The organism is Paenibacillus sp. CR_12 (assembly GCF_041953985.1).
Lineage (GTDB): Bacteria > Bacillota > Bacilli > Paenibacillales > Paenibacillaceae > Paenibacillus_AQ > Paenibacillus_AQ lautus_A.
In genome coordinates this window covers 111,728-135,399 of record NZ_JAVFHO010000008.1, presented here as the reverse complement: position 1 = coordinate 135,399, position 23,672 = coordinate 111,728, and the positions used below count along the sequence as shown (strand labels likewise).

Below are 23,672 nucleotides of genomic sequence, written 5' to 3'. Positions count from 1 at the left end.
TATGAGCAGGCCAATCGGTCAACGAAGGCGATTTTCCATCTTTAATAAACTGGTTGTCGCATTCCTCGTAGTGATATCTCCTCTCTATGTTCTGGGTTCTTTTATTAATGAAAAAGGAGCACAGACGATAAAAAGCGAAATCACAAACTCGCTGAAGCAGCAGGCCAACTTTTATTTGATGTCGTTGGAGAACGAGTTTGAGCGCATGGCGATTCTCCAGCGGGAGTTTATGAATGATGAGGATTTAGAGTCTCTCTCCATGCTGGCGGAAAGAATGTCTAACTACGAAAGGCTTTCTGCAATGAAGAAGCTGCATACTCGGCTAAGCCTGATCAAAGCTTCCAGCATGTATATTTCTGTTGCTAGAGCGTACATCCCGGCAGTTTCCCGCACCGTGTCATCCAACCGGCTGGTAGACCCTCTGGATCAAGTACAGATCGATCAATTAAAAGAGGATGCATTTAGGTCAGCTCCACCGTTCGTTTATTCGGATAACCGAATGTACATTCGGGAGTACTACCCGACTCCGTTTAATCTGGACAAGCAAAACCCGGCCTTTATCCTGGAACTGGAGATTTCGATCCCGGCTCTGCAGCGCTATTTGCAGCAGCTGCCCGGCCATGCGGGCGGCGGGGCCATTCTGATACACGAAGATGCAGTGATTGTAAGCGAGCAGGATCGCCTTCAGGACGATCACATCCGTAAAGGAGCGGGGGATGCGAAGCCAAGTGCCGATAACGTATCCCTTTCTCTGCAGAATAAAGATTATCTGACGGTAACCATGGAATCCGCGAAATTGAATTCTTCCATGGTTGTATACGTACCTGAGCAGGAGATCATGGGCCCAATCCAAAGGTACCGGGTGTATCTCTTCCTAATTTCGGGAATATCCCTTGTCACTTTGATCGTGTTTGCTTATTGGATCTACCGAATCATACACAGACCGCTTCGAAAGCTGGTAGGAGCCTTCCGAAAAGTGGAGGCGGGAATTCTGCAAGTGGAAATCAAGCACAACAGCCGCGATGAGTTTCAATATTTGTATGAGCGTTTCAATAATATGGCTGCCCATTTGAATAAACTGATATATGAGGTTTACGAGCAGCAGATTCATCTGCAAAAATCTGAACTTAAGCAGCTTCAATCGCAAATCAACCCCCATTTTCTATATAATAGCTTCTACTTGCTTTATCGGATGACAAAAGCGGAGGATTATGAAAATTCTACGCGCTTCACCAAATATTTGGGGGATTATTTTCAGTACATCACCAGAAATGGGAAAGAGGAAGTCAGACTGGAGGAGGAGTTTCACCATGTAAAGGTCTACACGGAAATTCAATCCATTCGCTTCCATGACCGCATACATGTATTACTGCAGGATGTCCCGGAACGTTATCGCGACCTGGCGCTTCCGCGACTGATCCTGCAGCCGATTGTCGAGAACGCATACCAGCACGGGTTTGCTTCCAGCACGGAGAACTGCCGGCTGGTCATTCGGATGGAAGAAACCCGTTCCATTGACGGAACACCGCTGCTGCAAGTGATCGTCCAGGATAACGGGAACGGTCTTACCCATGAAGAACTTGAGAAATGGTCGCAGTTATTCAAGCTTGAACTTCCGGCTGCCGAAGTCACGGGGATGCTCAATGTGCACCGCCGATTAAGGTTGAAATATGGAGAAGCCGCAAAGCTCATGGTTGAAAATGCTGAGCCCTCGGGGTTAACAGTGACGCTGGTCATTCCGGTGGAACAATCATAAGGAGGCAGGCCGAAATGTTGCATTTGTTAGTGGTTGATGACGAGCCTTATGCCGTAGATTATTTGGTGGAAGCGCTGGATGAAGTACCCGATTTACAATTGACGATTACCAAGGCTTATTCGGGTAGGGAAGCGCGTGTCAAGGCCGACAAGGGAAGGGTCGATCTGTTGTTGACCGATATTCGCATGCCTGGAATGAACGGCATGGAGCTGGCTGACGAAATATTGGGGAAGTGGCCGCGGTGCAGGGTGATTTTCTTAACGGGATATAACGATTTCGAATATGTGCAATCGGCTTTGCGTAAGGGTGGAGTGGATTATGTGCTGAAGACCGAAGGGGACAGGGCGATCATCAACGCCATTGAGAAGGCCATGCAGGAGATCAGAACGGAGATTAGCGAGGAGCAGGTTCTTCTACGTGCGCGAGAGCAGTTGTTTATGGCGCTTCCCTCGCTTAGAAGGGATTATTTGCTGCAGCTTATGGAAGGGGAAACCGATTCGCCTTCCATGATGGAAAAGCGTTTTGAAGAGCTTGGAATAGACCTTGATCCGAACCATCCCGTACTAGCCGTTTTGGGCAGAGTCGATGACTGGGGGAAGTTCTCCGCCCCGGCAGACCGAACCTTGCTGTTTTTCTCCATTATCAATATTGCGGAAGAGTTTTTTACGCCGGATGTGCGCTTCTTATCGTTCCTGTATGACCGGACACGGATCGTGTGGTTGATGCAGCCAAAAGAAGGTTCTATGGAAAACCTGGGACGTTTGCTTGACGGATGCGCGGAACAAATCCAGATGTTTTGCAAACGCTTACTCAAAATCCCGTTATCGATCGCCATACCATCGGCTCCCTCCTCCTGGGAGTTGGTCGGCAGCCGAGTTGAGGCTTTAAAGCTGCAGCTGACATTCCGAATGGGGACCGGTGACGAGATGCTCATTACCGAACCGACGGGTGAAGAGCGGAGACGATCGAGCTGCTTGTTTTTGGAAATGGAACAGCTGCGATCAAGGCTTAACAGATTTGATTTGCTGGAGAATTATTTGGATAACGGGGGGAAGGAGGAATTTGTGACTCTCTTTCGGGAATTGTTCACGGTTGAGGTCCCTCTCTTCTCGGACGGAGAAGGCAGATGGTTCGGGCTTGAGCTGTTCTCCCGTCTGTCCGCATTCTTCTTATCTTACATGAATAAGCGAAGATTGTTGGAAGAGCTTGATTCCATCTCGATCCAAGCCGAAAAAATGTTGAGTCCCGACGAACACGCCGACTGGAATGAAATGATCGATTACTTTTGCAAACTGGGGGCCGTAATAGCCGACTACAATGGGCAGAAGCAAGTCGAGAGGACTCATGACATGATTGCCAAGGTGCATGATTACATCCATCAGTTCCTGCATGAAGAGCTGTCTCTTACCAGACTGGCTGAGCTTGTTTATTTAAGTCCGCCTTATTTTTCCCGGCTATATAAACAGATGACAGGACAGGGGCTTCTTGAGTATATCAACGAAACCCGGATTGCCAAGGCCAAGCTGCTTCTGAAGACGACAGATCGGAAGATTCACGAGATTGCTTCACAGGTGGGCCTGGAGTCGGCTCCCTATTTTACCAGACTCTTTAGGAAAAGGACCGGTTTCACCCCGCAGGAGTATCGTGACAGCAACAAATCGTGGAAAGGGAGTTTCACAGGGGAGCTGCATAATTCAGGTTTGGATGCGCAGAGAATAGATAACATGAATAAACCGACACCATGAAATCCGGGTGTCGGTTTTATATATCGAGTCGATTTGCCGCTAAATGCGACAGGAGTGCGTCCTGATAAAAAGACTGTTACTTCAGCGAATCATGCCTCTTGTTAAGACAATCGTTCATACAGAAAATCAACCACATGCTTTACTTCCATTGGTTCGCCGCGTCCATGCAGTTCCACACCCAGCTTCATCTGCAGCAGGCAGCCGGGATTGCTGGTCAGCAGATACCTGGCTCCGGTACCATTGACGTTGGCCATCTTGTGCTCCAGGATTTTGCCCGCCATCTCGGGCTGCGTCAAATTGTAAATGCCAGCGGAGCCGCAGCAGCGGTCCGCCTCCTTCATTTCCTGAAGGGTGACGTTGGCCACTTGGCTTATCAGCTGCCTTGGCACTGACCCGCTACGCATGACATTGCGCAAATGGCACGAATCCTGATAGGTGACTATCATCGGCTCGGCTACAGTCGCAGCAGAATCGGCGAATGCTGGAATCCGACCGTGCTCCACCAGCAGCTTGCTGATATCCACGACCCGACTCGCGAACCAGGCAGCTCGTTCCTTCCAAACCTCATCTTCGTGCAGCAAATGATCATACTCCACGAGCAGGGCACCGCAGCCGCCAGCATTGGATACAACGAAGTCCACGTTTAATTCCTTGAACACCTTGACGTTGATTCTTGCTAGATTCCTTGCGAGCTCTAGTTCTCCACTGTGGGCATGCAAAGCCCCGCAGCAGGTTTGTTCCGGAGGGATCACAACTTCAAATCCGGCTTCCGCGAGCAATTTGACTGTATTTACATTGGTACCGGCAAATATCACGTCCATAATACAGCCCCTGAATAAAGCCACGCGTGCAATCGGAGTGCCTTTAGCAGGATGAACGCAGCCGAGTTGCTCGATGACACCCTGTGCGGTCGCATCCGGCAGAATGCGCTCCATATCACGCAGAGGTTTCGGAATGAGTCGCATGATCCCGGTTCCTCTCGCCAAACGCCGTAAACCGGATGTTTGGTAAAAGTTAATCGTTCTGCCCAACGACTTCAACCGGTTGCGATGAGGGAAGATCCCCTTGAATAAGAGCTTGCGTATTCCCTTAACAGGAGGCGAATGCACGGGATGATCCTCAATTGCGTCTCTAGCCTGCTCGATCAGTTGACCATATTTAACATCAGCAGGACATACAGGTTCGCAGGCTCGACAACCCAGGCAGTGGTTCATCTGGTCGCGGAACATGTCATCTGGCTCCATTAGTCCGTCGGCAACAGCCTTCATAAGAGCGATGCGCCCCCGAGGAGATTCGGGCTCTAGACCGGTTTCCTTGAACGTAGGGCAGGCTGGTAGGCAAAACCCGCAGCGCATACAGTTGGTTAATTGATCGTAATCAAGTTTCTCCAGCAAGGTACGGGCTAAGGAGTTAGAGTCAGGTCTATTCATATTGTATAACCACCCTTTTCCGGGTTTCCTTAGCAAACATCTTGCCTGGATTTAATAGATTGTCAGGATCAAAAGCCTTCTTGATGCCTTTCATGAGTGATATGCCAGTGTTGCCGATCTTCCACTCCAGGAAGGGGGCCTTAACTACACCAACCCCATGTTCACCAGTAATGGTTCCGCCAAGCTCCAGGGCAGCCGCGAAAATTTCCTCGAAAGCCTGCTCAACCCGGTGAATTTCCTCCACATCTCTGGCATCAGTTGTCGCCGTAGGATGCAAGTTTCCATCCCCGGCATGGCCGAAGGTGGCAATCATGACGTTGTATTTGGTTGAAATCTCATTGATCCGGCGGACCATGTCGGCTATTTTGGACCGTGGAACAGTGGCATCCTCCAGAATCGTAGTCGGCCGAAGTCTTGCGAGAGCTGTAAATGCACTCCTTCTCGCTGTCAATAGCCGCTCTGCTTCTTCCCGAGTAGCAGCAACCTGAATAGTGTCAGCCTGCTCTCGAATGCAAATTTGGCGAATCTGCTCGATATCCCTGGCGACGGTCTCGGGATCGCCGTCCTGCTCTATGAGCAGAATGGCTTCCATATCCAGAGGAAGACCGAGTTTGGCAAAATCATCGACGACGCGAATGGTCGGATTATCCATAAACTCCAGCGTTGCCGGAATTATCTTCGATTCAATTATGGCGGATACTGTACGGGCCGCTGCGTACAGATCTTGATACATGACAAGCATGGTCATTTTACTCTTCGGCGGGGGAATCAGCTTCAAAGTCGCTTCCGTTATGATGGCGAGCGTACCCTCGGATCCGATCAGCAGTTTGGTCAAATCGTATCCTGCCACATCCTTCATCAGCTTTCCTCCCGTACGGATGATTTCGCCACTGGCCAGTACGGCATGCAATCCGATGACGTAGTCTTTTGTCGTGCCGTATTTCAAGCCACGAAGCCCACCGGAGCATTCAGCTATGTTGCCGCCGATGGTTGAAATGCGCATGCTGCTTGGATCGGGAGGGTAGAACAGACCCAAGGACTCGATATGATGGATAAAGTCCGCGGTAATCATGCCGGGTTGAACCGTGGCTGTTAGGTTGTCCATATCCAGCTCAAGCAAGCGATTCATCCTGTGCATCACCATAACCACACCGCCTTGTATCGGAACGGTTCCCCCGCATAGATTGGAGCCAGAACCTCTGGAAACGAGAGGCACCTTATAGAAGGATAAGGCCTTCATAATGGCGGAAACTTGCTCGGTGCTTTCAGGATAGATCACCCCGTCCGGAAGCGCCTGCAGCATAGGGGTACCGTCATAGGAGTGGGCAATCAGTGCTTCTTTATCATCCCGATAGTGGGAAGCCCCGACAATGGCACGAAGCTGTGCGGTGAGATCCGGGTCCAACATATTCTAAAACCTCCTTGTAAGGCATCAGGTTATCTGATGATTAGTTTCGTTTTATTATGTTGAAGCATTCGATGTAACTAAACCGGTAAGGATATTTTTCGGTCCATAACTGCGGTTTAAGTCCAGAATGTTTAAACATTGGCATGACCTTATTTAGCTCAAAGCCTTCAGCCCCCTTTATATTAGCGCATCTCGTTTAATTTAGAGCTTCTTTTTCGAAAGTAGATAAGATTGGTCAACGATCGCAATAATGTGAAATGTTCTTTCCTATGCCCGGAGCCTTACACTGTAGTTGTGTCCAACTGAGTTAGAGAGGAGGGAATAATAACGACCGGGCGTTGCTGCAATCAGAACGACATATTATTTGGAGGAAGAGGTGAAAGGCTGAATGAGCAAAGAGAGAAGATGGTTGGGGGGAATTTTGAGTTTCTTTATTTTTGCCGGAATTCTAACGACCCCGACCTCGATACAGGCCGAAGATAACGTCTCCACTATTAACATTGATACCACATCCGTCGTCAATTCGGACTTTTTGGGCATCGGTGCGGAATACGATCCGTTTCATTTTATGCCCGAAAGCGTAGAAGCCGGTTTTAATGAGCATTGGTGGGAAATGGAGAAGCGACGCCTTGCCAAAGTAAAACCGAACCTCGTGCGTGTTTGGTATCAGATCGACTGGATGGAGCCAGCTAACGATAACAATGATCCGAACATAATCGATTGGTCCGGAATGCAGACGGAAAGCGTCAAGATGCAGGCTGTTTACAGAGTGCTGGACTATTTGAAAGCGCAGGATATCGATGTCATTTTGGTGGCCGGATGGAAAATGAATGCGGACGTGAGGAATTGGCTGGGATTCAGCGGGCTTCAGAAGCCCGAAACAAGTGCACCCACGGACTTGAATGAATGGGCGGAGTGGGTTTCGGCCACGCTGCAGCAGCTTATCGTAAATAAAGGCTATGACAACATTAAATATGTGATGAGTTATAACGAGCCAAACCTGGGGGATTTTGAAACCCCGGCTTCAATCAATCAAAAGGAATATTATGAGGATATGTATCGCGCGATTCATAATCGACTCGTTACCGATGGCATCCGTTCCGAAGTCAAACTCCTTGGTCCCGATGAGTCCTCGGGACTGGATTGGATGCAGCATGCCGTTCAGAACATGAACGATATCCTCGATATCTATGAAGGTCATGCATACGGCAAAGAATACGATACGATGGATTCATGGACAACGGAACGGCTGGCCTTGGTGGAGCCGACGGGAAAACCGCTGATGACAACGGAATTTGCAGCTCCCGGAGATAAGACCACTTACCAGAATGCGGTGGAGCTTGCGGATCTTATGGTCTCCGGCATGCGCAGCGGAAATTCCGGCATGCTGATGTGGCGCCTGGCGGATCAATTCCTGGTCGACCCTCTGAACTTCCTGGACAGCTCCGCCTATGGGACCTGGCCATGGCTGCCGGACAGCGCGGTACCCCGTTACACGTACTATACATTCAGCTTGTTTACACGTTTCGGCGGCGCTCACTCTCAAGTGTTGTTGACCGAAACGGACGATCCGGATCTGCACGTGACCTCACTCAAACGGCTGGATGGAGAATACTCCGTATTTGTCGTTAACAAGAGCTTACATTCAAGTAAAAGCGTGTCCATCGATTTTTCAAACCATGTGGGAAAAACGTTCAGAAGACATCTTTTTTCAGACGCGATCACGCCTACGGCAAGCGCCACGATCATCCCGAGTGATACTTTGTGGAATTCGGTTGCTACCAGTTTCAACGATGCGAGTATTCCGGCAAACAGCGTCGCAGTATATACGAGCGTCCCGGAGCCGGTTCAAATCGAAATCGCGCCTGATGAGGTTTCAGCAGCTCCGGGTGCTTCCATAACTTTTGAAGGAAACGCGTATGGAGCTGCAACTGGAATAGAGTGGTCCGTTGCCGGAGGTCCAACTTATGGAGTGATCGACAACCAGGGCGTATATACCGCGCCTGCTATCGTCCCGTCGATGCCCGAAGCGCTTGTCAAAGCCAAGATCAATGGGGAGCAAGATTTTGCTGTGATCAGATTCCAGGTCACCGGAGCATCCGCTTTGGGAGACGACGGTTCCATAAAGCTGAACTGGTCGCCATCCATGGGGGCGTCTGGCTATAATGTGAAGAGAAGCCAGACGCGTGGAGGCCCTTACTCGACGATTGCCGGTCAAGTTAGCGCGACCGAATATATTGATGCGGGTTTAGCCAACGGCCAGACATATTATTACGTCGTATCGGCCGTCAGCAGCACTGGCGAGGGAGCCGATTCCAAGGAAGTTTCGGCCATGCCGACCTCTAATGCCATGGAAGACGATTTCAATGATAACCAAATCGATTCCGCCAAATGGTCGGTCATCAACCGTGGACTTCGCTCCAGCCTGCCAACCCAGATTGTGGCATCCGAAGCGAACGGTGTCCTTACCTTTAACGGATCGACAGGAATCAACTACTGGTCAGGCAAGGCGGTCGAAAGCGTGCTTCCGTTCCATGCCTCCGCTACAGAGCCGTTGACTGTTCAGGTCGACAGAATTTCGCTTTCGGGCACCGGCACAGGGCAAAGAAGCGGATTGTGGTTATACGTCAGCGGCAGTGAATACCTGCGGTTCAGTCAAAACAAGGATACAGGCGTATGGGCTTACAATTTGAACGGAGGCAGTGACACCCTTGTCCTTGCTGACAATAACCTAGGCAATCATGAAATGAAACTCGTGCATGACGGTTCATATGTGCATATATATATAGATGACATTCAATACAAGAGCGTTCCCGTCGCTTGGAGTTCCAACATGAAAGTCGTTTTGTCCGCGGAAGCCCGGGCTGACGGAGACAGCATTCAGGTTGTCTATGATAATTTGTCCGTTTCATCGGGTTCTCCATAGACTCGTTAGCGTAACAAAGCTTTTCTGATTTCGTGATGCAAAAAACCGGATTCCCAAAACCAGGAGTCTGGTTTTTTGCATTCTCATTATTGCTCAACAGAAATTTGTATCGATTCTCCGCTTGTAGCGCTTTCACTTTGTTCCGTGATAAAAAAGGATTATGCTGTTCCTTCAACAAGTAATAACGACGGCCAATCCAAAAAACAATAAATTGAATACGGGCATCGATGCCACATATTGAGTGATTTGTATGCTCAATCAATCCTCCAGAATATCGTGTTCAACAGATAACGAATCCCATACGCTCATCAAATGAGTTATGGCAGCTGCAATTTCCTCGTATGGAACACCGTCTCGGGCTTGTGTAGAAATCCCTCGTAAGAAGGTTTCAAATAACGTAGTCACCATGGAGATATCCGTGGATCCTGGCAACTCCCCGTTGGCTATGGCTCGTTCTATACAATCTTTGATCCACCCCCGGACTCTCTTTCTTTCCTTTGACAGAAGGTCTTGGATATGTTGTTGCTCAGGAGAACAGTTAACTGTGGACAAAACCAACAGACAACCTAAAGGGTGAGTGTTCTCTGTCTGGAACCGAGCTGCTTCTAGCAATCCCATTTCCATGGCTGCTCTCGACGTTATGTTTGTATTTTTGAAAGTTTCCGAAGCATGTCCATACATCGATATGTAGCGATCAATCACTTCACGGAACAGTTCTTCTTTTGACTTAAACGCTGCGTAAAAACTTGCAGATGATATATCTCCCATTGCTGCCTTTAACTGAGCCAGTGAAGTGGATTCAAAACCATATTCCCAGAAAAGAATCATGGCGGCGGCAACCGCCTCGTCACGATTAAATGTACGTGGACGTCCTGTTCGCGGCATAAGATGACCTCCTTTATTAATTTTATACTAATCGATCCAGAAATCCTTGACAAGAATTGAGCTGTTTGATGATAATATATGGAATGAATAGTCTGTAATTCGAATTGGCTGAAGAGAGACAACTTGCTTTTACACAATCTTTTCTAAAAAGGATGTGTCGACAGATGATAAACTTTAGAGACAAAGAATATCGCTGTACCTCGGAAATTGTACTCGGCTTAATCAGTGGGAAATGGAAGATATCCATTTTAAACCGCTTAGCAAAAGGTCCAGTACGGTACAATGAGCTGCGACGGGAACTTCCTGAAGCAACCCAACGCATGGTTACGATGCAGCTAAGAATGCTAGAAAGCGACGGACTTATTATTCGCAAGGTTTATCCAGCTTCACCGCCAAAAGTGGAATATTGCTTGTCTCGGCTAGGCGAACAACTGGCCCCTATGCTCACGATGTTATGCGATTTTGGAACCGACTATATCGAAAGCTTTCCCGATGAAGTATTGTACACAAATCACAAGAATGCATAAAAAAGCTACAATCTATCCATTTACCATTCATCTTGCCTTGATCGGGCTGCTCTTGACACTCGAAAAGCAGGAGGTGCTTTTCCCGATTACCTCCTGCTTTTATATGTCTTAATTATATATTTCCTTCGTATTGCTCATGCAGTGCATTATTCTCTTTAGTCGTACTGACAGTTCCTTGCTTCAAACGATAGTTGACCCATGCCAACACTGCTGCGAGTACGGCCACAATCCCACCAGACCAGGAAAGATCAATAAGCTTCATGTTTGTAGTGACAAAGCCACCTAAAGCGGATCCGATCGCAATGCCAACATTGTTGGCAACGGAGGTTAAGGACGAGGCTAAGTCCCTTGCCTCCGGAACATGCTCATCGGCATAATCAATGAAGTACAACTGCATCGTCGAGTTCATAAGATAAACAACGAGAGCCATGAATGAGATGCTGACGAGTCCCCCAACAAGAGAATCGGAAGTGAAATAAAGTGACGCTAAGATGACGGCTTGAGCCAGAAGCACATAGCGAATTTTTTTCATCCCGTCACCGACAGCCAGCTTTCCTCCGATTAGCGTGCTGAAAATAGACACAACGCCATACAGTAAAAAGATGAGACTAATATAACGGGCCGGAACAAAAAGCACATCCTGAAGCAAAGGAGCTAAATACGTATAGATGCTATAAGTAGCTGCTATGCTTAACATCATAATGGCGAAAGCAAGCACAATTCTGGGATAAGCGAGCAATCTGAGTTGTTTTGTGAGTGAACTGTGTTTTCCTTTTAGTCCTCTAGGAATGGTTGCGATGCTTGCTATCAAAGAAATGATTCCCAACAATGTGGTAAACCAGTAGGCCAAATGCCATCCCCCCCATTGTCCGATAAAAGTGCCAAGGGGGACGCCAAGGACGCTAGCCACAGTGAAACCAGTAAAGATGATGGAGATCACCGGCCCTCTTTTTTCCGGAGGCATGACTTCACTTGCCACTGACATCGCGAGTGCAATCAAGACGCCGGTAACTACGGCCGTGATTATTCTGGACACCAGAAGCAGGCCATATGATCCTGATAAAGCCGTAACGATATTCCCAACAACAAATATGCTGAGCAAGACAAGGATGAGCGGGAATTTGGAAAATCGGCTGAATAATGCTGTGAAGACCGGGGTACCTATAGCAAAGGTAAGCGCAAAAGCCGTCACCAGAAAGCCAGCAGTCGATATGGCGATATTCATATCTGCGGCAACTTCAGATAATAATCCGACCATCAAAAACTCACTGGTCCCCAGAATAAAGGTCAATAAGAATAAATTCATTGTCAAAAACTTTTGTTGTCTGGTCAATATGGATTCTTCCTTTCTATCCAAAATGGACGGTGGATGTCATTTCATGACTTATAGCACTAGAAATTGCGTACCGAAGCCTTTGCCGGAAACATAAGCCGCTTCCAGTTCCTCCTGATCTCCTTTATCCAATAAAACTACATTTTCGGGATAGAGTTTGCCTAGTAAAGCCCATAGGACAAGTTCGTTTTTGCCAGTCGGAATGAAATGGATGCCATCTGAATTGGTAACCAATCCGGAGTGCGAGAGAATGTCTTCGGCAGGGTGCCAGTGGATGTATTCTCGTTTTATAAATTCGCTCCCGGCATCGCTGCTTCTTTGTGGCCGATACAAAAAGCGCTGCCCCCTAAAAAGCTGACCAAGATCTACTGTAAACTTGTTGCCTTTCATCTCGAAACTGAACTGTAGGGTCGTTCGATCTGTACTGGTATTTGGCAGCAACCGGGCAATCGATGGTTCATTGTGATCCTTCCCATATGCAGGAAGTAATTCGTCGTTTGCTGGTGTTCCTTTCCCTGCCTCTTTACGGGGCGCGGAATAATAATCTTCATATTCATAATCGAAGGAGACTGCAGCCAAACCTTCTGCATCTTCTACCTGTATCGTTTGTACGGGATGCCATCTCAGGAGATAGCGGGATGCCGTGCTGGGAGACTCACCCAAACCAGCCGGCAAAACGGTGCCTAGACGATATTGGAAACCGTAACCGCCCTTTTTGAGCCCAGAGCTAACCACACTTTGTGCATAGTGGATGATCGATTTGTGTGTCAATTTTTTCTTGAACAGTTGCGTTAAGAATACTTCTCGGGATGGCTCCAGAAAACGCAATCCTTTGAATTCCCTATATTCCTTGACTTCAAACGGAACCTCTTCCCAATTGGCAAATGGCAATAAGGCATCCCGAAGTAAAACGAATTGGTGTAAGTATTCATTATAAATCTGCATAATCCTTGGTCCGCCGAATGGTCCCCAAACCTGAGCAGTGGCTTCCGGGGTCAGCGGATGACCATAACAGTGGCTTCGAAATTCCAGTTCACTAAGCGTTTCTGACCCATGCTCAGCCAATGTCCTTTTCTCAGCATTGATCTCTCTGGCCCAGCTTACCAATTGTTCTCCGATACGTACCGCTTGAGATCTAATCTCTATACCGGCATGATCTTCAAGTTCCAATGATTTTAAGGGCAAAGAAGACAAGCGTCCGGAAATCGCCAAATTGGCTAATAGGCTATCTAAGAGTACTGTCGGATCGCTATTCACTGGTTCGCCCAGCTGAACCAGCATGGCCTCAAGCATTTTATCGAGTTCGATAACAATCTCTTTGGCTCGATATATGCCTGCAGGCAAATTCCAATCCATGTTCGAGTTTTCGCCCTGCCTGATGGAGTTGACTGGTTTGTTGTCAATAAGCCGCTCGATATCTATGGTTTCTCCCCAAACGATTTTCTTCTCTTTCAAAATAAGTTGATATTCCTTCATTTCTTAGCACCTCACCTATGTTTTTTAACGACCGTGTGTCGCTCAATCAATTATGGATCGATCGTTCTATATGTAAGGTTATCACCCTTGCTAATTGGTGAACAGTACGCACTTTTTTGTGTGAACGGAACATTTTTGTGGGGTAGGATACATTTTGATACTTAGAAATGGATTTGATACAAAGACCGTAATAAATCAAATCAAGGAACCATCATTGAACTAACGGGAGAGGATGGGTCATAATCAGGGGTTCGATCCCCTTAGGCTTCATACGAAGAAAAAACCTAGAGAAATCAAGGCTTTTAGTTTTTTATCGGAAATTTGGACCGGGCAGGATTTATCCGGCAATGTAAAGCAAAAGCGTCCCACAAGTCTTTTTTCAAGGCTTGCGGGACGCTTTTTTTAACCTGTGCCAGAATAAATCACTGATATGTAATATGGGGTTCAGGAGATCGGATTTACGATTTAACATAGAATTTACGAGACTTTTACATATATATCATTGAATATGTCAGTGACATAAATTAACTTCAAATTAGATCCCTTGCGGATACGAGTCGACTCAACGATTAGAGGGATAATTTGATGAAAGATGCACGTTTGATGAAACAGAATCAATTATATCACCGGGTGGCTGATCAGGTAATCGAGATTATTCAGAGTCGTCGGCTGCGGCCGCATGATCCTGTTCCATCCGAAGGAGAGCTTGCCAAGTTATTTGGCGTGAGTCGAATGACGAGCAAGCTGGCGCTTCAAAAGCTGGCAGAGCAGGGACTGGTGTACCGCCTCCCCCGCAGAGGGACCTTCCTTGCCCAGCCGCAAGATGGATTGATGCTCCATGGAGGAACTTCACCCCAGGTCACCGAGGCGGCACCGAACGTGGAGAGGCCGTTCGGACAGATCGCGCTCATTATGCCTCATCTATCCGATTACACTTCCAGAATCATCGCCGCCGCCGAGGCTGAAGTGCGAAAGCACGGGTGCGACCTCATTTTAAAAATGACGAAGGACCGCGACGATGAGGATCTTTGTCTGGAAAGGCTGGCCGAAGGAGGGATCACCGGCATCATTCTGTTTCCTCAGGGGCGGAAGACCTGCAGCGATCAGGTGCTGCGACTAAAGCTGTGCAAACTGCCGCTGGTGATCATCGATCGTATTTTCCATGAAGTGGAGATCGATTGCGTGTATCACGACCACTATATGGGCTCTTATCAAATGACCAAGTATTTGATCGAGAAGGGGCACCGGGAGGTCGGATACACTTCGAACCCGATCGACAATATCACCAGCCGGAAGGAACGGTATCAAGGCTATATCCAAGCGCTGCTCGATCATAAAATTCCGGTGAAGATCCAGAACATTCATTTTCGAAGCGTCACTTGCGATACCAGCCGCATTAATGAGCTTGATCCGGAACAGGAGCGGTTTATTCAGGACAACCCCCGGATGACGGCCATCATGTGCGGGGATGACCATGTCGCCATCTCGACAATTCATACCGCATTGCAAATGGGGATTCCGGTTCCTGAAAAGCTGTCCATCGTCGGGTTCTCCGATATCCAGTTAGCGGCATATATTCCGACACCGCTTACGACGGTTCGACAAGATACCGAGAAGCTTGCCCGATCGGCCGTTGATTTGCTGATGAAGCGCGTTGGCAACTCCAACGAGAATCCCATCACCATTAAAATTCAAACATCGATAGTAGAACGGCAATCCGTTCAGTCCTGTACGTAAAATGGATCACTATCGTTTGCATGGCAAGGAGACATGACTTTGAAAATTCACTTTCTAGGAACCGCAGCCGCAGAGGGCTTCCCCAATGCATTTTGCCGCTGCGAGCATTGCAACAAAGCGCGGGAGCTTGGGGGAAAAAATATCCGCACACGAACTTCCGCCATCCTGGACGATGTCATTAAGTTTGACTATTCCCCGGATTCCTATATGCAGGCGCTGCGGGACAATATCGATCTGGGAGCAATCGAGCACCTGTTGGTCACGCATTCGCATATGGACCATTTCAATGCCGCTGATCTGGAATGCCGCAGGGAAGGGATTGCACACGGCCTCCAGCATCCGATGCACATTTATGGGAATGGTACCGTGATGCACCACACGCGTGCCGCCATCGGTCGCTTTGAAGGACAAAGGTATCAATTTCATCTGTTGCGCCCGTATGAGACCTTCGCTATGGGCGATGCAAAGGTAACGCCATTGTTGGCCGATCATGACCGGATGGAAACCTGTCTATTATACGTGATTGAAAAGGAAGGAAAAAAACTGCTGTACGGGCATGATTCGGGCTGGTTCCCGGATGCGACATGGGCATGGTTAAAGGGCAAAAGCCTGGATTGCGCCATCCTCGACTGCACGCATGGATATACGGGGAACTCCCGCGACCGCAATCATATGTGCGTGGAAACGGTGCTGGAAGCCCAGCGCGAGTTCCAAAAAGAAAATATCCTGAAGCCTGAAGGCCAAATCGTCGTCACACATTTTAGCCATAATTCCAAGCTGCTACATGAGGATTTTGTCCGCATCTTCAGCCCCGTCGGTATTTTGCCGGCATATGACGGGTTGATCATCAACATTTAAACCAAACAAAATGACACGATCAAAGGAGAGTTAAGGAAATCATGAGAAAACTTTCAATGGCGCTACTTCTCATTATGTGTGTGATTGTTTCGGCTTGCGGAGGCGGCAACAATGCCGGCAATGCTAACACGGGCACTTCGGAGGGGACACCGGCTCCGTCGGAATCGTCATCAAATGAACCAGCCCAGAATGAAAAGCTGATCGTGTACACCAATGCGAACTCGGATGGCCGCGGCGAATGGCTGGTGGAGAAAGCGAAAGGTGCCGGCTTTGACATCGAAATTGTCGGAGCGGGGGGCGCCGATCTGACGAACCGGTTGATTGCCGAGAAGAACAACCCGATCGCGGACGTTGTATACGGTTTGAACAATATGCTCTATGAGAATTTGAAAAAAGAAGACGCTCTGGCTAAGTTTGTACCAAGCTGGGCCGGAGATGTTGAGCAGGGCTTGAACGATCCGGAAGGCTACTATCATGGGCTTGTGAAGCAAGCGATTCTGCTTGGTTATAACCCGAACGAATTCACGGCCGATACTGCGCCAAAGGACTGGACGGACCTTTATAAGAACGATGCGTATAAAGGGAAATACGAAGCTCCTACGCTCCTTGGACAAAATACGCCTCGCCTTGTTGTAGCGGGCATTCTGACCCGTTTCCAAGATCCGAACGGCGATCTCGGCGTATCCGAGGAGGGCTGGAATGAAATTCAGCAATTGTATGACAACGGTGTCAGCGCAGTCGAGGGCGAAGACTTCTATGCCAATTTGGCCAGCGGTAAAACGCCGCTGGGAGCGCTCGTCTCCGGAACCCTGCAGCAGAAGGAAGAGCAATATAACGTGAAAGCAGGCATTGTCAGTCCGGAAATCGGCGTACCGATGGTCGTGGAGCATGCGGCGATCGTGAACGGAACGAAGAAGCAGGCAACGGCGGAGCGGTTCGTGGAATGGCTCGGATCCAGCGAAGTCCAAGGGGAATTTGCGGCTGAGTTCAATGCCATGCCGGCAAATACGAAGGCGGTTGAGCAAGCCAATGAGTCCGTCAAGGAGCTGTTTACTTCGTTAAAACCACAAGATTTCGATTGGGCCTTTATTGCCGAAAACATGGATCTGTGGGCGGAGAAAATCGAGTTGGAGATTATGCAATAAATAACGGAATGGAGTCAAGCCGGCTGCATATTGGGAACGCCAATATGCAGCCGTTCATTCAAGTACAACAAAAAGGAAGAGAATAATATGATTACATTCCAGAACGTTGACATTAAATTCGGAGAATTTCATGCGGTCAAAAACCTTAATTTGCATATTCGGGAAGGGGAATTCTTCACGTTCCTCGGTCCCTCGGGTTGTGGGAAGACGACGACCCTCCGCAGTCTGGTCGGGTTTATTATGCCTACGAGCGGACAGATCCTGCTGAAAGACGCCGACATTACCCGTTTGCCGATCGAAAAAAGAGAGATCGGAATGGTATTTCAAAGCTATGCGCTGTTTCCAACGATGAATGTGTATGAGAATATTGCTTTCGGCTTGCGAGTCAAGAAGTTTTCCAAGGCGGAAGTGGACCAGAAGGTAAAGGACATTGCCCGGAAGGTTGATTTGAAAGATGATCAGCTGTTCAAGAAGGTATCGGAACTATCCGGAGGCCAGCAGCAGCGCGTCGCGATTGCCAGGGCGCTGGTTTTGAAGCCGAGCATCTTGGTACTGGACGAACCTTTATCCAACTTGGACGCCAAGCTGCGGGTGCAGCTGCGCAATGAGCTGAAACAACTGCAGAAGAAATTCGGGATCACAACGATTTATGTCACGCACGACCAGGAAGAAGCGTTAACGCTGTCCGACCGGATTGGAGTATTCAATCATGGGGTTCTGGAGCAAGTGGGAACGCCCTTGGAAGTTTACAATCAATCGCAAACGGAGTTTGTGTGTAATTTCATAGGAGATATTAATCGGATCGATCCGCGGATGGTGGAGAACAGCCGGTTGAACGATGTTGTTCAGCCAGGGAATATCGCCTATATCCGCAATGAGAAGGTAAGCCTGCTGCCCCTGCAGGGAATCGATACGGTCGAACTGAAAGGCAAGATCGCGGACCGGGAATTTTACGGTTTATACAGCAAGTACGTATTGGAGATTGCCGGCGGCGGACGGCTAAAGACCATCGAAATCGAAAGCCGGCTCGTCCATCATGAGGTCGGCGACGATGTGGACATCTACCTCCCGGTCCGCGATATTTTGCAATACCCGATGAAGGAGGGGGAAGCATGAATGCCCGGAACCTGAGCGCCCGGCTGGCTTCCGTAAATCCTCTTTCGATCCTTTTATACGGGTTGATTGCCTGGTTTGTCATTGCCTTTCTGATTTATCCGAACTTGAATATTTACGGCGAAATTTTCTTTAAGGACGGCAAATTTACGCTCCAAGCGGCAGAGAAGCTGTTTTCTTCCGAGCGCGCGATGAGAAGTTTATATAACAGCTTCATTCTCGCCTTTTCCCTTGTCATTACGGTAAATGTGGTGGGTATAACGCTGGTTTTGATTTCGGAATATTTCCATATCAAAGGCGCGAAATTTTTGCGGTTGGGTTATTTTACGACCTTGATTTACAGCGGAGTCGTGCTGGTGTCGGGCTATAAATTCGTTTATGGCGAAGAAGGGTTTATGACCAAGCTCCTGGTTCAATGGTTCCCTTCTTTTAATGCGACATGGTTTCATGGCTACTGGGCGGTTTTATTCGTCATGACGTTCGCCTGCACGTCCAACCACTTCCTGTTCCTGAGCAATGCGATTCGCAAAATCGACTATCAAACGGTGGAAGCCGCGAGGAATATGGGGGCGTCTACTTGGTATATCCTAAGGCGGGTCGTACTTCCGGTCCTGAAGCCTACGATCTATGCGTTGACGATCCTGACTTTTCTAACCGGCCTGGCTGCGACGTCCGCGCCGCTTATTCTCGGGGGGAAGGAATTCCAGACGATTACGCCGATGATTCTGACGTTCTCGAAAAGCATGACGTCAAGAGATTTGGCTGCGCTGCTGGCGCTTATTCTCGGAGTAGCCACACTGGTGTTGTTGACCGTGATGATCCGGTTCGAACGTAAAGGCAACTTCATGTCGGTCTCCAAAGTCAAATCGGAGCTGGTCAAACAAAAAATCCGCAGCAAATCCGGTAACATAGCCGCCCATATTCTGGCTTACGGCCTGTTTGTCCTCTACATCGTTCCGGTTGTGCTGATCATCATCTTTTCGTTCACCGATGCGGCAAGTATCTCTACCGCCACGTTGAATTTAAACAGCTTCACGTTGGATAATTACATTCAAGTGTTTTCATCCATGTCGGCATTCAAGCCTTATCTTGTGAGTATTCTATATGCCGCGGCAGCCTCGGTCATTGTCGTCGCATTGGCGCTGGCCGCGTCAAGGATATTGCATAAATATAAGAATAAGTGGGCGCTTGCCCTGGAATACGCATTGCTGATTCCGTGGATTCTGCCGTCGACGCTGATTGCGATCGGACTGATCGTAACCTTTAACACGCCGAAGCTGATGATCGGGAATACGGTATTGGTTGGCACGATCTGGATGCTTCTGATTGCCTACGTCATCATCCATATTCCTTTCACCCTGCGAATGGTCAAGGCCTCCTTCTTCAGCTTGGACAGCAATCTGGAAGATGCTGCAAGGAATTTGGGTGCCAAACCGTTCTATACGTTCAGAAAAGTTTTGCTGCCGATCATTCTACCGTCGACGCTAGCTGTTCTTGCCTTGAATTTCAACGGAATTTTGGCCGATTATGACGTTACCGTGTTCCTCTATCATCCTTTGTACCAGCCGTTAGGAATCGTCATCAAGAACAGCACGGATGCGCAGGCGCTAGCGGATACCAAAGCGTTGACCTTGGTTTATTCGGTGATACTGATGATCATGTCGTCCATTACGTTATATTTCGTTTATGGAAGAAACAGCAGATCCTGAAGGTTTTCATTCCCTGAACACCGGCTTTGGTGAAAAATTCAAATACAAAGAAAAACTTAAGGCGGATCTGGATGACGTTTGTCCCATCCGCCTTTTTGATTTGACTCCAAGCGATGCCTAATTGCTTAATCCTGGCCAAGTTCGAAGTATTCCCGTATTGTAACGGGTTATGAACCTGGCGGGAATGCATAACCGTGTCCAAAATCAACATAATAAGGAAAAACATCCAGTGAGGAATAAAGCCTGACATGATGAAGGAACATTCTGCCAACCATGAGCAAGAGGAACAAATTACTCCGTGTCTAAACGAATCAATAGGCAGAATCCAAGACATGTTCACGGATACTCCCGACCTGATCGTACGAAAACTAACCATTAAACAAACCGGGGAAAAAGCGGCAATCGTGTATATGGAGGAATTGACCGATAAGACATGCCTCAATCACGATATTCTTGCTCCGCTTCAGCTTGAGTCCGGGAACCCGTCCGATGACTTTATTACAAATGTAGGGTATGTAAAGCCTGAATCCTTATGGACTAAACTCAGGCTGAACCTTATGCTCGGTAACAGCGTGTTGTTCATCGAAGGTCGCGGCATTGCGTATATACTGGACACCAAAGGACTGCCTACACGCGCGATCGAAGATCCGCAGCAGGAGCCCTCACTCAAAGGGGCGCATCAAGGATTCATTGAAATCGGCTCACAAAATATTGCCATGATCCGTCGTTATATCCCAGACAAGGAGTTGAAGCTAAGGCGCTACATCGTTGGAAGAAGGGGACAAACGGCGGTTTCGTTAATTTATTTGGAAGATGTCGCTCAACCGGAAATTATTAAGGTGTTTGAGGAGCGCATTCAATCCATCGATGTCGATGCCATAATTAATACCGGCGAGCTAGCCGAATTCATTGAAGACCAGCCTCTTGCGCTGCTTCCGCAGATCCTTACGACCGAAAGGCCGGATACGGCCGCTTCACATATTTTGCAAGGGCGCTGCGTCGTTGTTGTGGACGGTTCGCCCAGTGTTTTGGTGGCGCCTGCAACCTTTATGTCTTTTTTTCAGACGGTGGATGATTACAGCTCTCGTTGGTCCATATCGTCCTTCCTTCGAATTTTGCGAATCTTTGCCTTTTTTATCGCTATCTTTTTGCCGGGATTTTATATTTCGGTCATCTCCTATCATTTTGAGATCATCCCCATGAAACTGCTGCTCCCTTCCTAGAGAACTGGCCAGGCAAGCGGGAACAGATGGTTGGATCGCGATTTTTTTTGGCTGGGGAATGGCTACATTGGCATCCGCAGCGCTCGTTAAGGTGATGAAAAATAGTCCGAATGGTTCGATACTAGAGTTGATTCAGCGTTATTTGGGAGTCTGGGCATCTAAACTGGCTGCCTTCATATTCATGGCCTATTATTTGTTGCTGGCTTATGACGGATTTATGATTGCTTCACTTGTTATCAAGCTTTGGTTATTGCCCAGCACGTATATTTATGTTCTAGTGCTGCTGCTGCTCATTCCTACGTTTCAAATTGCGCAGCATGGTTTTCAGGCTATCGGGAGATATAGCGAAATCGTGGCGCTTATTTCCATATGGATTCCATTCGTTTATTTATCTACATTGCGCCATGCCCGCTGGCTTTATTTGCTGCCTGTCTTAAAAGAGGGCTGGCTTCCGGTGCTCTCAACCGTAAAAATCATGTTCTATCCGATGCTGGGTATCGGACTCGCGTTCTTTATTTATCCCCATCTCGTTAAAAAAGAAAAAGCTTTGACGGCCATGGTGATATCGAACACGATCACCTGCCTCGTTTACCTGGGAATCACCCTTGTGTGTTATGTGTACTTCAGTCCTGATGAAATCGGCGAATTCAATGAACCGGTCATCAGCATCATGAAATCGATCGAACTTCGGTTTATTGAGCGGATAGAAGTTCCCTTTATTGCATTCTACTTGTTTGTCTTCTCTTGCATATGGATCCCTTCCATGCATCTTGTCTCCATGAATTCGGCATGGCTATTGGGAAAAGACAACGAAAGGGGTCACCTAGCCGTTTGGTGTTTCGCAGTTGCGGTTAGTTTTTTCATCTATAGGCCAAGCTTTATCGATGCTGCTCGAGTGAATAACTTCCTGAACCTCACTGGTTTTGTGATGGAATTCGCTTTGCCTGTATGCCTTCTTCTGTATGTGGCCATGACCAACAAGGTAAGAGGGGGAGGCGATCATGAGAGGGGTTAAAACATTCTCTGCTGCGGTGATGGGCTGCATGCTGCTGCTTGCCCTGATAGGCTGCAGTAATGACAAAACCAATCTTGAAGATGCAACCGTACCTTTAGCCCTCGGTCTGGATGTCAAAGACGGAAGGCTTCGTTATTATTTGTCAGCGCCGGTATTTAGCAAAGACATTAAGAAGAAAAGCCGTGAAGGGGAAGGAATAGCAGAAGGTTTAAGACAAGCAAGAAACCAGGAAGACGCCCAGTTTCCAGGAGCGGTTGCCGGCCGTAATTTCCAGGTGATCGTTGTAGGGAAGAAGCTGCTTCAATATAAGGATTGGTTTAAAGTGCTCGATGTTACGTTCCGCGACCCTCGCAATACGACTACTAACCGCATCATTGCTTATGACGGTCCCGTTGCCGATGTCATTCATTATCAAGCACTGGATCAGCCAACAACCTCCGTGTTTTTAAGAGCGCTGATCGATTCCGGAAGCAGAAGGTCAACAACGGTAAAGACGACGGCTCAAGAGATGCATAGACAATTTCATGACCGTGCAATAACCCCTGCCATCTCGGAGATCATGATCGAGAATGGAAAGATTTTGCTCAAGGGCTCGACGCTGCTATCTCGAGAAGGACAGTACCGGGATTCGCTTAGCTATCAAGAAACTTCGCTTCTCCAAATTTTAAAAAAAGAAGCTAAACCAGGAGTCAGCCTCACTTTTCCTGTTGAGGGGGTGCGGGAACGATTGCCGTTTAACACCGATTTGGTGAGTTTTAGCATAGGGGACATTTCGGTGAAGGTTAAATCTTCCCATGAAGATGGCAGGTTCCATTACTACATTAAGATTAACTCGTTTATCAGCATTACGGAAAAATTTCTTGAATATGAGCTTCTGGAGAATTCCGAGGAAATGGCAAGTAATTTAAGCAAGGAAATGAAGAAAAGCATTGAGAAGCTTATCGATAAATTTCAGAAGCACAAAATTGACCCGGCAGGATTCGGCCTGTATGCAAGAGCATATCATTATCCGTTATACAAGGCCGCTCAGGATAACTGGGGCGAAGAGCTTGCCCGAGCTCAATTTCACGTAGAGGTCGACCTTCGGATCGGCGCGACGGGGGCTGTGGAATAAACGACGAGCTGTTTTTTAGGACATCTTTTTTGGATATGGGGTGTAATAGCAGCATTAGTGTTCACCCGTTTACGATGGATTTGGCTATCCAGTTGGTGGGACGTTAGGGAGGAAATGAATGAGTATCGCAACTTATCTTTATGTAAGCAATAACAAGAAGGAGTAGGACGCAGTAGGAACACATGGTGTACCCTCACTCATATAAAAGAGACGAACTAAAAAGGGCTGGTATGATCAGAATCGCTGATCATGCTAGTCTTTTTCCCTTTTCC

The 23,672-nt window shown here is 48.0% G+C and carries 17 protein-coding genes; 12 read left to right on the top strand and 5 right to left on the bottom strand.

The features are described 5' to 3' along the window. The first annotated feature begins 1 nt into the window (after window position 1). Window positions 2–1,756, top strand: coding sequence for a sensor histidine kinase (locus tag RB297_RS24335; protein WP_375121680.1), 1,755 nt, complete (start codon window positions 2–4; stop codon window positions 1,754–1,756). Between the two features lie 14 nt (window positions 1,757–1,770). Beyond that, a complete protein-coding gene (locus tag RB297_RS24330; RefSeq protein ID WP_096776252.1) occupies window positions 1,771–3,501 on the top strand; it encodes a response regulator in 1,731 nt (576 codons plus the stop codon). 101 nt (window positions 3,502–3,602) lie between these two features. Here RB297_RS24330 and RB297_RS24325 read toward each other — a convergent pair whose 3' ends face one another. Both RB297_RS24325 and RB297_RS24320 read right to left on the bottom strand, forming a co-directional pair. Then, a complete protein-coding gene (locus RB297_RS24325) occupies window positions 3,603–4,931 on the bottom strand; it encodes a (Fe-S)-binding protein (RefSeq protein ID WP_375121679.1) in 1,329 nt (442 codons plus the stop codon). Further along, entirely contained in the window at window positions 4,924–6,339 is a 1,416-nt protein-coding gene (locus tag RB297_RS24320; RefSeq protein WP_096776250.1) for an FAD-binding oxidoreductase, read from the bottom strand. The genes RB297_RS24325 and RB297_RS24320 overlap by 8 nt, the downstream gene beginning before the upstream one ends. A gap of 388 nt (window positions 6,340–6,727) precedes the next feature. On the opposite strand from RB297_RS24320, the gene RB297_RS24315 reads away from it, so the two are divergent. Next, entirely contained in the window at window positions 6,728–9,265 is a 2,538-nt protein-coding gene (locus tag RB297_RS24315; RefSeq protein ID WP_375121678.1) for a glycosyl hydrolase, read from the top strand. Window positions 9,266–9,523: 258 nt separating this feature from the next. Here the strand turns inward: RB297_RS24315 and RB297_RS24310 are convergent, their stop codons facing one another. Then, on the bottom strand, window positions 9,524–10,150 hold the full coding sequence (locus RB297_RS24310; protein WP_096776248.1) for a TetR/AcrR family transcriptional regulator: 627 nt from the start codon (window positions 10,148–10,150) through the stop codon (window positions 9,524–9,526). A 164-nt stretch (window positions 10,151–10,314) separates the two neighbouring features. Between RB297_RS24310 and RB297_RS24305 the strand changes: the two genes are divergently transcribed. Continuing rightward, the gene (locus RB297_RS24305) at window positions 10,315–10,677 is read left to right on the top strand and encodes a winged helix-turn-helix transcriptional regulator (RefSeq protein WP_036659734.1); all 363 of its coding nucleotides are present in this window, start codon (window positions 10,315–10,317) and stop codon (window positions 10,675–10,677) included. Between the two features lie 112 nt (window positions 10,678–10,789). Here RB297_RS24305 and RB297_RS24300 read toward each other — a convergent pair whose 3' ends face one another. Continuing rightward, window positions 10,790–12,010: an MFS transporter gene (locus RB297_RS24300; RefSeq protein WP_096776247.1), complete on the bottom strand. Its 1,221-nt coding sequence runs from the start codon at window positions 12,008–12,010 to the stop codon at window positions 10,790–10,792. A gap of 51 nt (window positions 12,011–12,061) precedes the next feature. After that, window positions 12,062–13,486 (bottom strand): hypothetical protein, encoded by a 1,425-nt coding sequence (locus tag RB297_RS24295; RefSeq protein ID WP_375121677.1) that lies wholly within the window; start codon window positions 13,484–13,486, stop codon window positions 12,062–12,064. A 585-nt stretch (window positions 13,487–14,071) separates the two neighbouring features. Here RB297_RS24295 and RB297_RS24290 point away from each other — a divergent pair. The 8 genes from RB297_RS24290 (at window position 14,072) to RB297_RS24255 (ending at window position 23,400) form a co-directional block, all read left to right on the top strand. Continuing rightward, a complete protein-coding gene (locus tag RB297_RS24290; protein WP_375121676.1) occupies window positions 14,072–15,223 on the top strand; it encodes a GntR family transcriptional regulator in 1,152 nt (383 codons plus the stop codon). A gap of 39 nt (window positions 15,224–15,262) precedes the next feature. After that, window positions 15,263–16,081, top strand: a complete 819-nt coding sequence (locus RB297_RS24285; RefSeq protein ID WP_192570873.1) for an MBL fold metallo-hydrolase — start codon at window positions 15,263–15,265, stop codon at window positions 16,079–16,081. A 41-nt stretch (window positions 16,082–16,122) separates the two neighbouring features. Continuing rightward, window positions 16,123–17,226 (top strand): extracellular solute-binding protein, encoded by a 1,104-nt coding sequence (locus RB297_RS24280; RefSeq protein ID WP_192570874.1) that lies wholly within the window; start codon window positions 16,123–16,125, stop codon window positions 17,224–17,226. Between the two features lie 87 nt (window positions 17,227–17,313). Continuing rightward, window positions 17,314–18,342, top strand: coding sequence for an ABC transporter ATP-binding protein (locus RB297_RS24275; RefSeq protein ID WP_009593289.1), 1,029 nt, complete (start codon window positions 17,314–17,316; stop codon window positions 18,340–18,342). After that, window positions 18,339–20,048, top strand: a complete 1,710-nt coding sequence (locus RB297_RS24270) for an ABC transporter permease (protein WP_375121675.1) — start codon at window positions 18,339–18,341, stop codon at window positions 20,046–20,048. Before RB297_RS24275 ends, RB297_RS24270 begins: the two co-directional genes overlap by 4 nt. 248 nt (window positions 20,049–20,296) lie before the next feature. After that, window positions 20,297–21,271: a spore germination protein gene (locus tag RB297_RS24265; protein WP_255250629.1), complete on the top strand. Its 975-nt coding sequence runs from the start codon at window positions 20,297–20,299 to the stop codon at window positions 21,269–21,271. 4 nt (window positions 21,272–21,275) lie between these two features. Then, a complete protein-coding gene (locus tag RB297_RS24260; RefSeq protein ID WP_375121763.1) occupies window positions 21,276–22,286 on the top strand; it encodes a GerAB/ArcD/ProY family transporter in 1,011 nt (336 codons plus the stop codon). Continuing rightward, on the top strand, window positions 22,273–23,400 hold the full coding sequence (locus RB297_RS24255; RefSeq protein WP_375121674.1) for a Ger(x)C family spore germination protein: 1,128 nt from the start codon (window positions 22,273–22,275) through the stop codon (window positions 23,398–23,400). The genes RB297_RS24260 and RB297_RS24255 overlap by 14 nt, the downstream gene beginning before the upstream one ends. The last annotated feature ends 272 nt before the right edge of the window (window positions 23,401–23,672 follow it).

What these genes read in the sequence shown, in the direction of transcription:
- RB297_RS24315 (WP_375121678.1), top strand. Translation starts at nt 6,728, where the DNA reads ATGAGCAAAGAGAGAAGATGGTTGGGGGGAATTTTGAGTTTCTTTATT.
- RB297_RS24290 (WP_375121676.1), top strand. Translation starts at nt 14,072, where the DNA reads ATGAAAGATGCACGTTTGATGAAACAGAATCAATTATATCACCGGGTG.
- RB297_RS24275 (WP_009593289.1), top strand. Translation starts at nt 17,314, where the DNA reads ATGATTACATTCCAGAACGTTGACATTAAATTCGGAGAATTTCATGCG.
- RB297_RS24295 (WP_375121677.1), bottom strand. Translation starts at nt 13,486, where the DNA reads ATGAAGGAATATCAACTTATTTTGAAAGAGAAGAAAATCGTTTGGGGA.
- RB297_RS24265 (WP_255250629.1), top strand. Translation starts at nt 20,297, where the DNA reads ATGATGAAGGAACATTCTGCCAACCATGAGCAAGAGGAACAAATTACT.
- RB297_RS24255 (WP_375121674.1), top strand. Translation starts at nt 22,273, where the DNA reads ATGAGAGGGGTTAAAACATTCTCTGCTGCGGTGATGGGCTGCATGCTG.
- RB297_RS24320 (WP_096776250.1), bottom strand. Translation starts at nt 6,339, where the DNA reads ATGTTGGACCCGGATCTCACCGCACAGCTTCGTGCCATTGTCGGGGCT.
- RB297_RS24330 (WP_096776252.1), top strand. Translation starts at nt 1,771, where the DNA reads ATGTTGCATTTGTTAGTGGTTGATGACGAGCCTTATGCCGTAGATTAT.
- RB297_RS24335 (WP_375121680.1), top strand. Translation starts at nt 2, where the DNA reads ATGAGCAGGCCAATCGGTCAACGAAGGCGATTTTCCATCTTTAATAAA.
- RB297_RS24325 (WP_375121679.1), bottom strand. Translation starts at nt 4,931, where the DNA reads ATGAATAGACCTGACTCTAACTCCTTAGCCCGTACCTTGCTGGAGAAA.
- RB297_RS24270 (WP_375121675.1), top strand. Translation starts at nt 18,339, where the DNA reads ATGAATGCCCGGAACCTGAGCGCCCGGCTGGCTTCCGTAAATCCTCTT.
- RB297_RS24305 (WP_036659734.1), top strand. Translation starts at nt 10,315, where the DNA reads ATGATAAACTTTAGAGACAAAGAATATCGCTGTACCTCGGAAATTGTA.
- RB297_RS24310 (WP_096776248.1), bottom strand. Translation starts at nt 10,150, where the DNA reads ATGCCGCGAACAGGACGTCCACGTACATTTAATCGTGACGAGGCGGTT.
- RB297_RS24280 (WP_192570874.1), top strand. Translation starts at nt 16,123, where the DNA reads ATGAGAAAACTTTCAATGGCGCTACTTCTCATTATGTGTGTGATTGTT.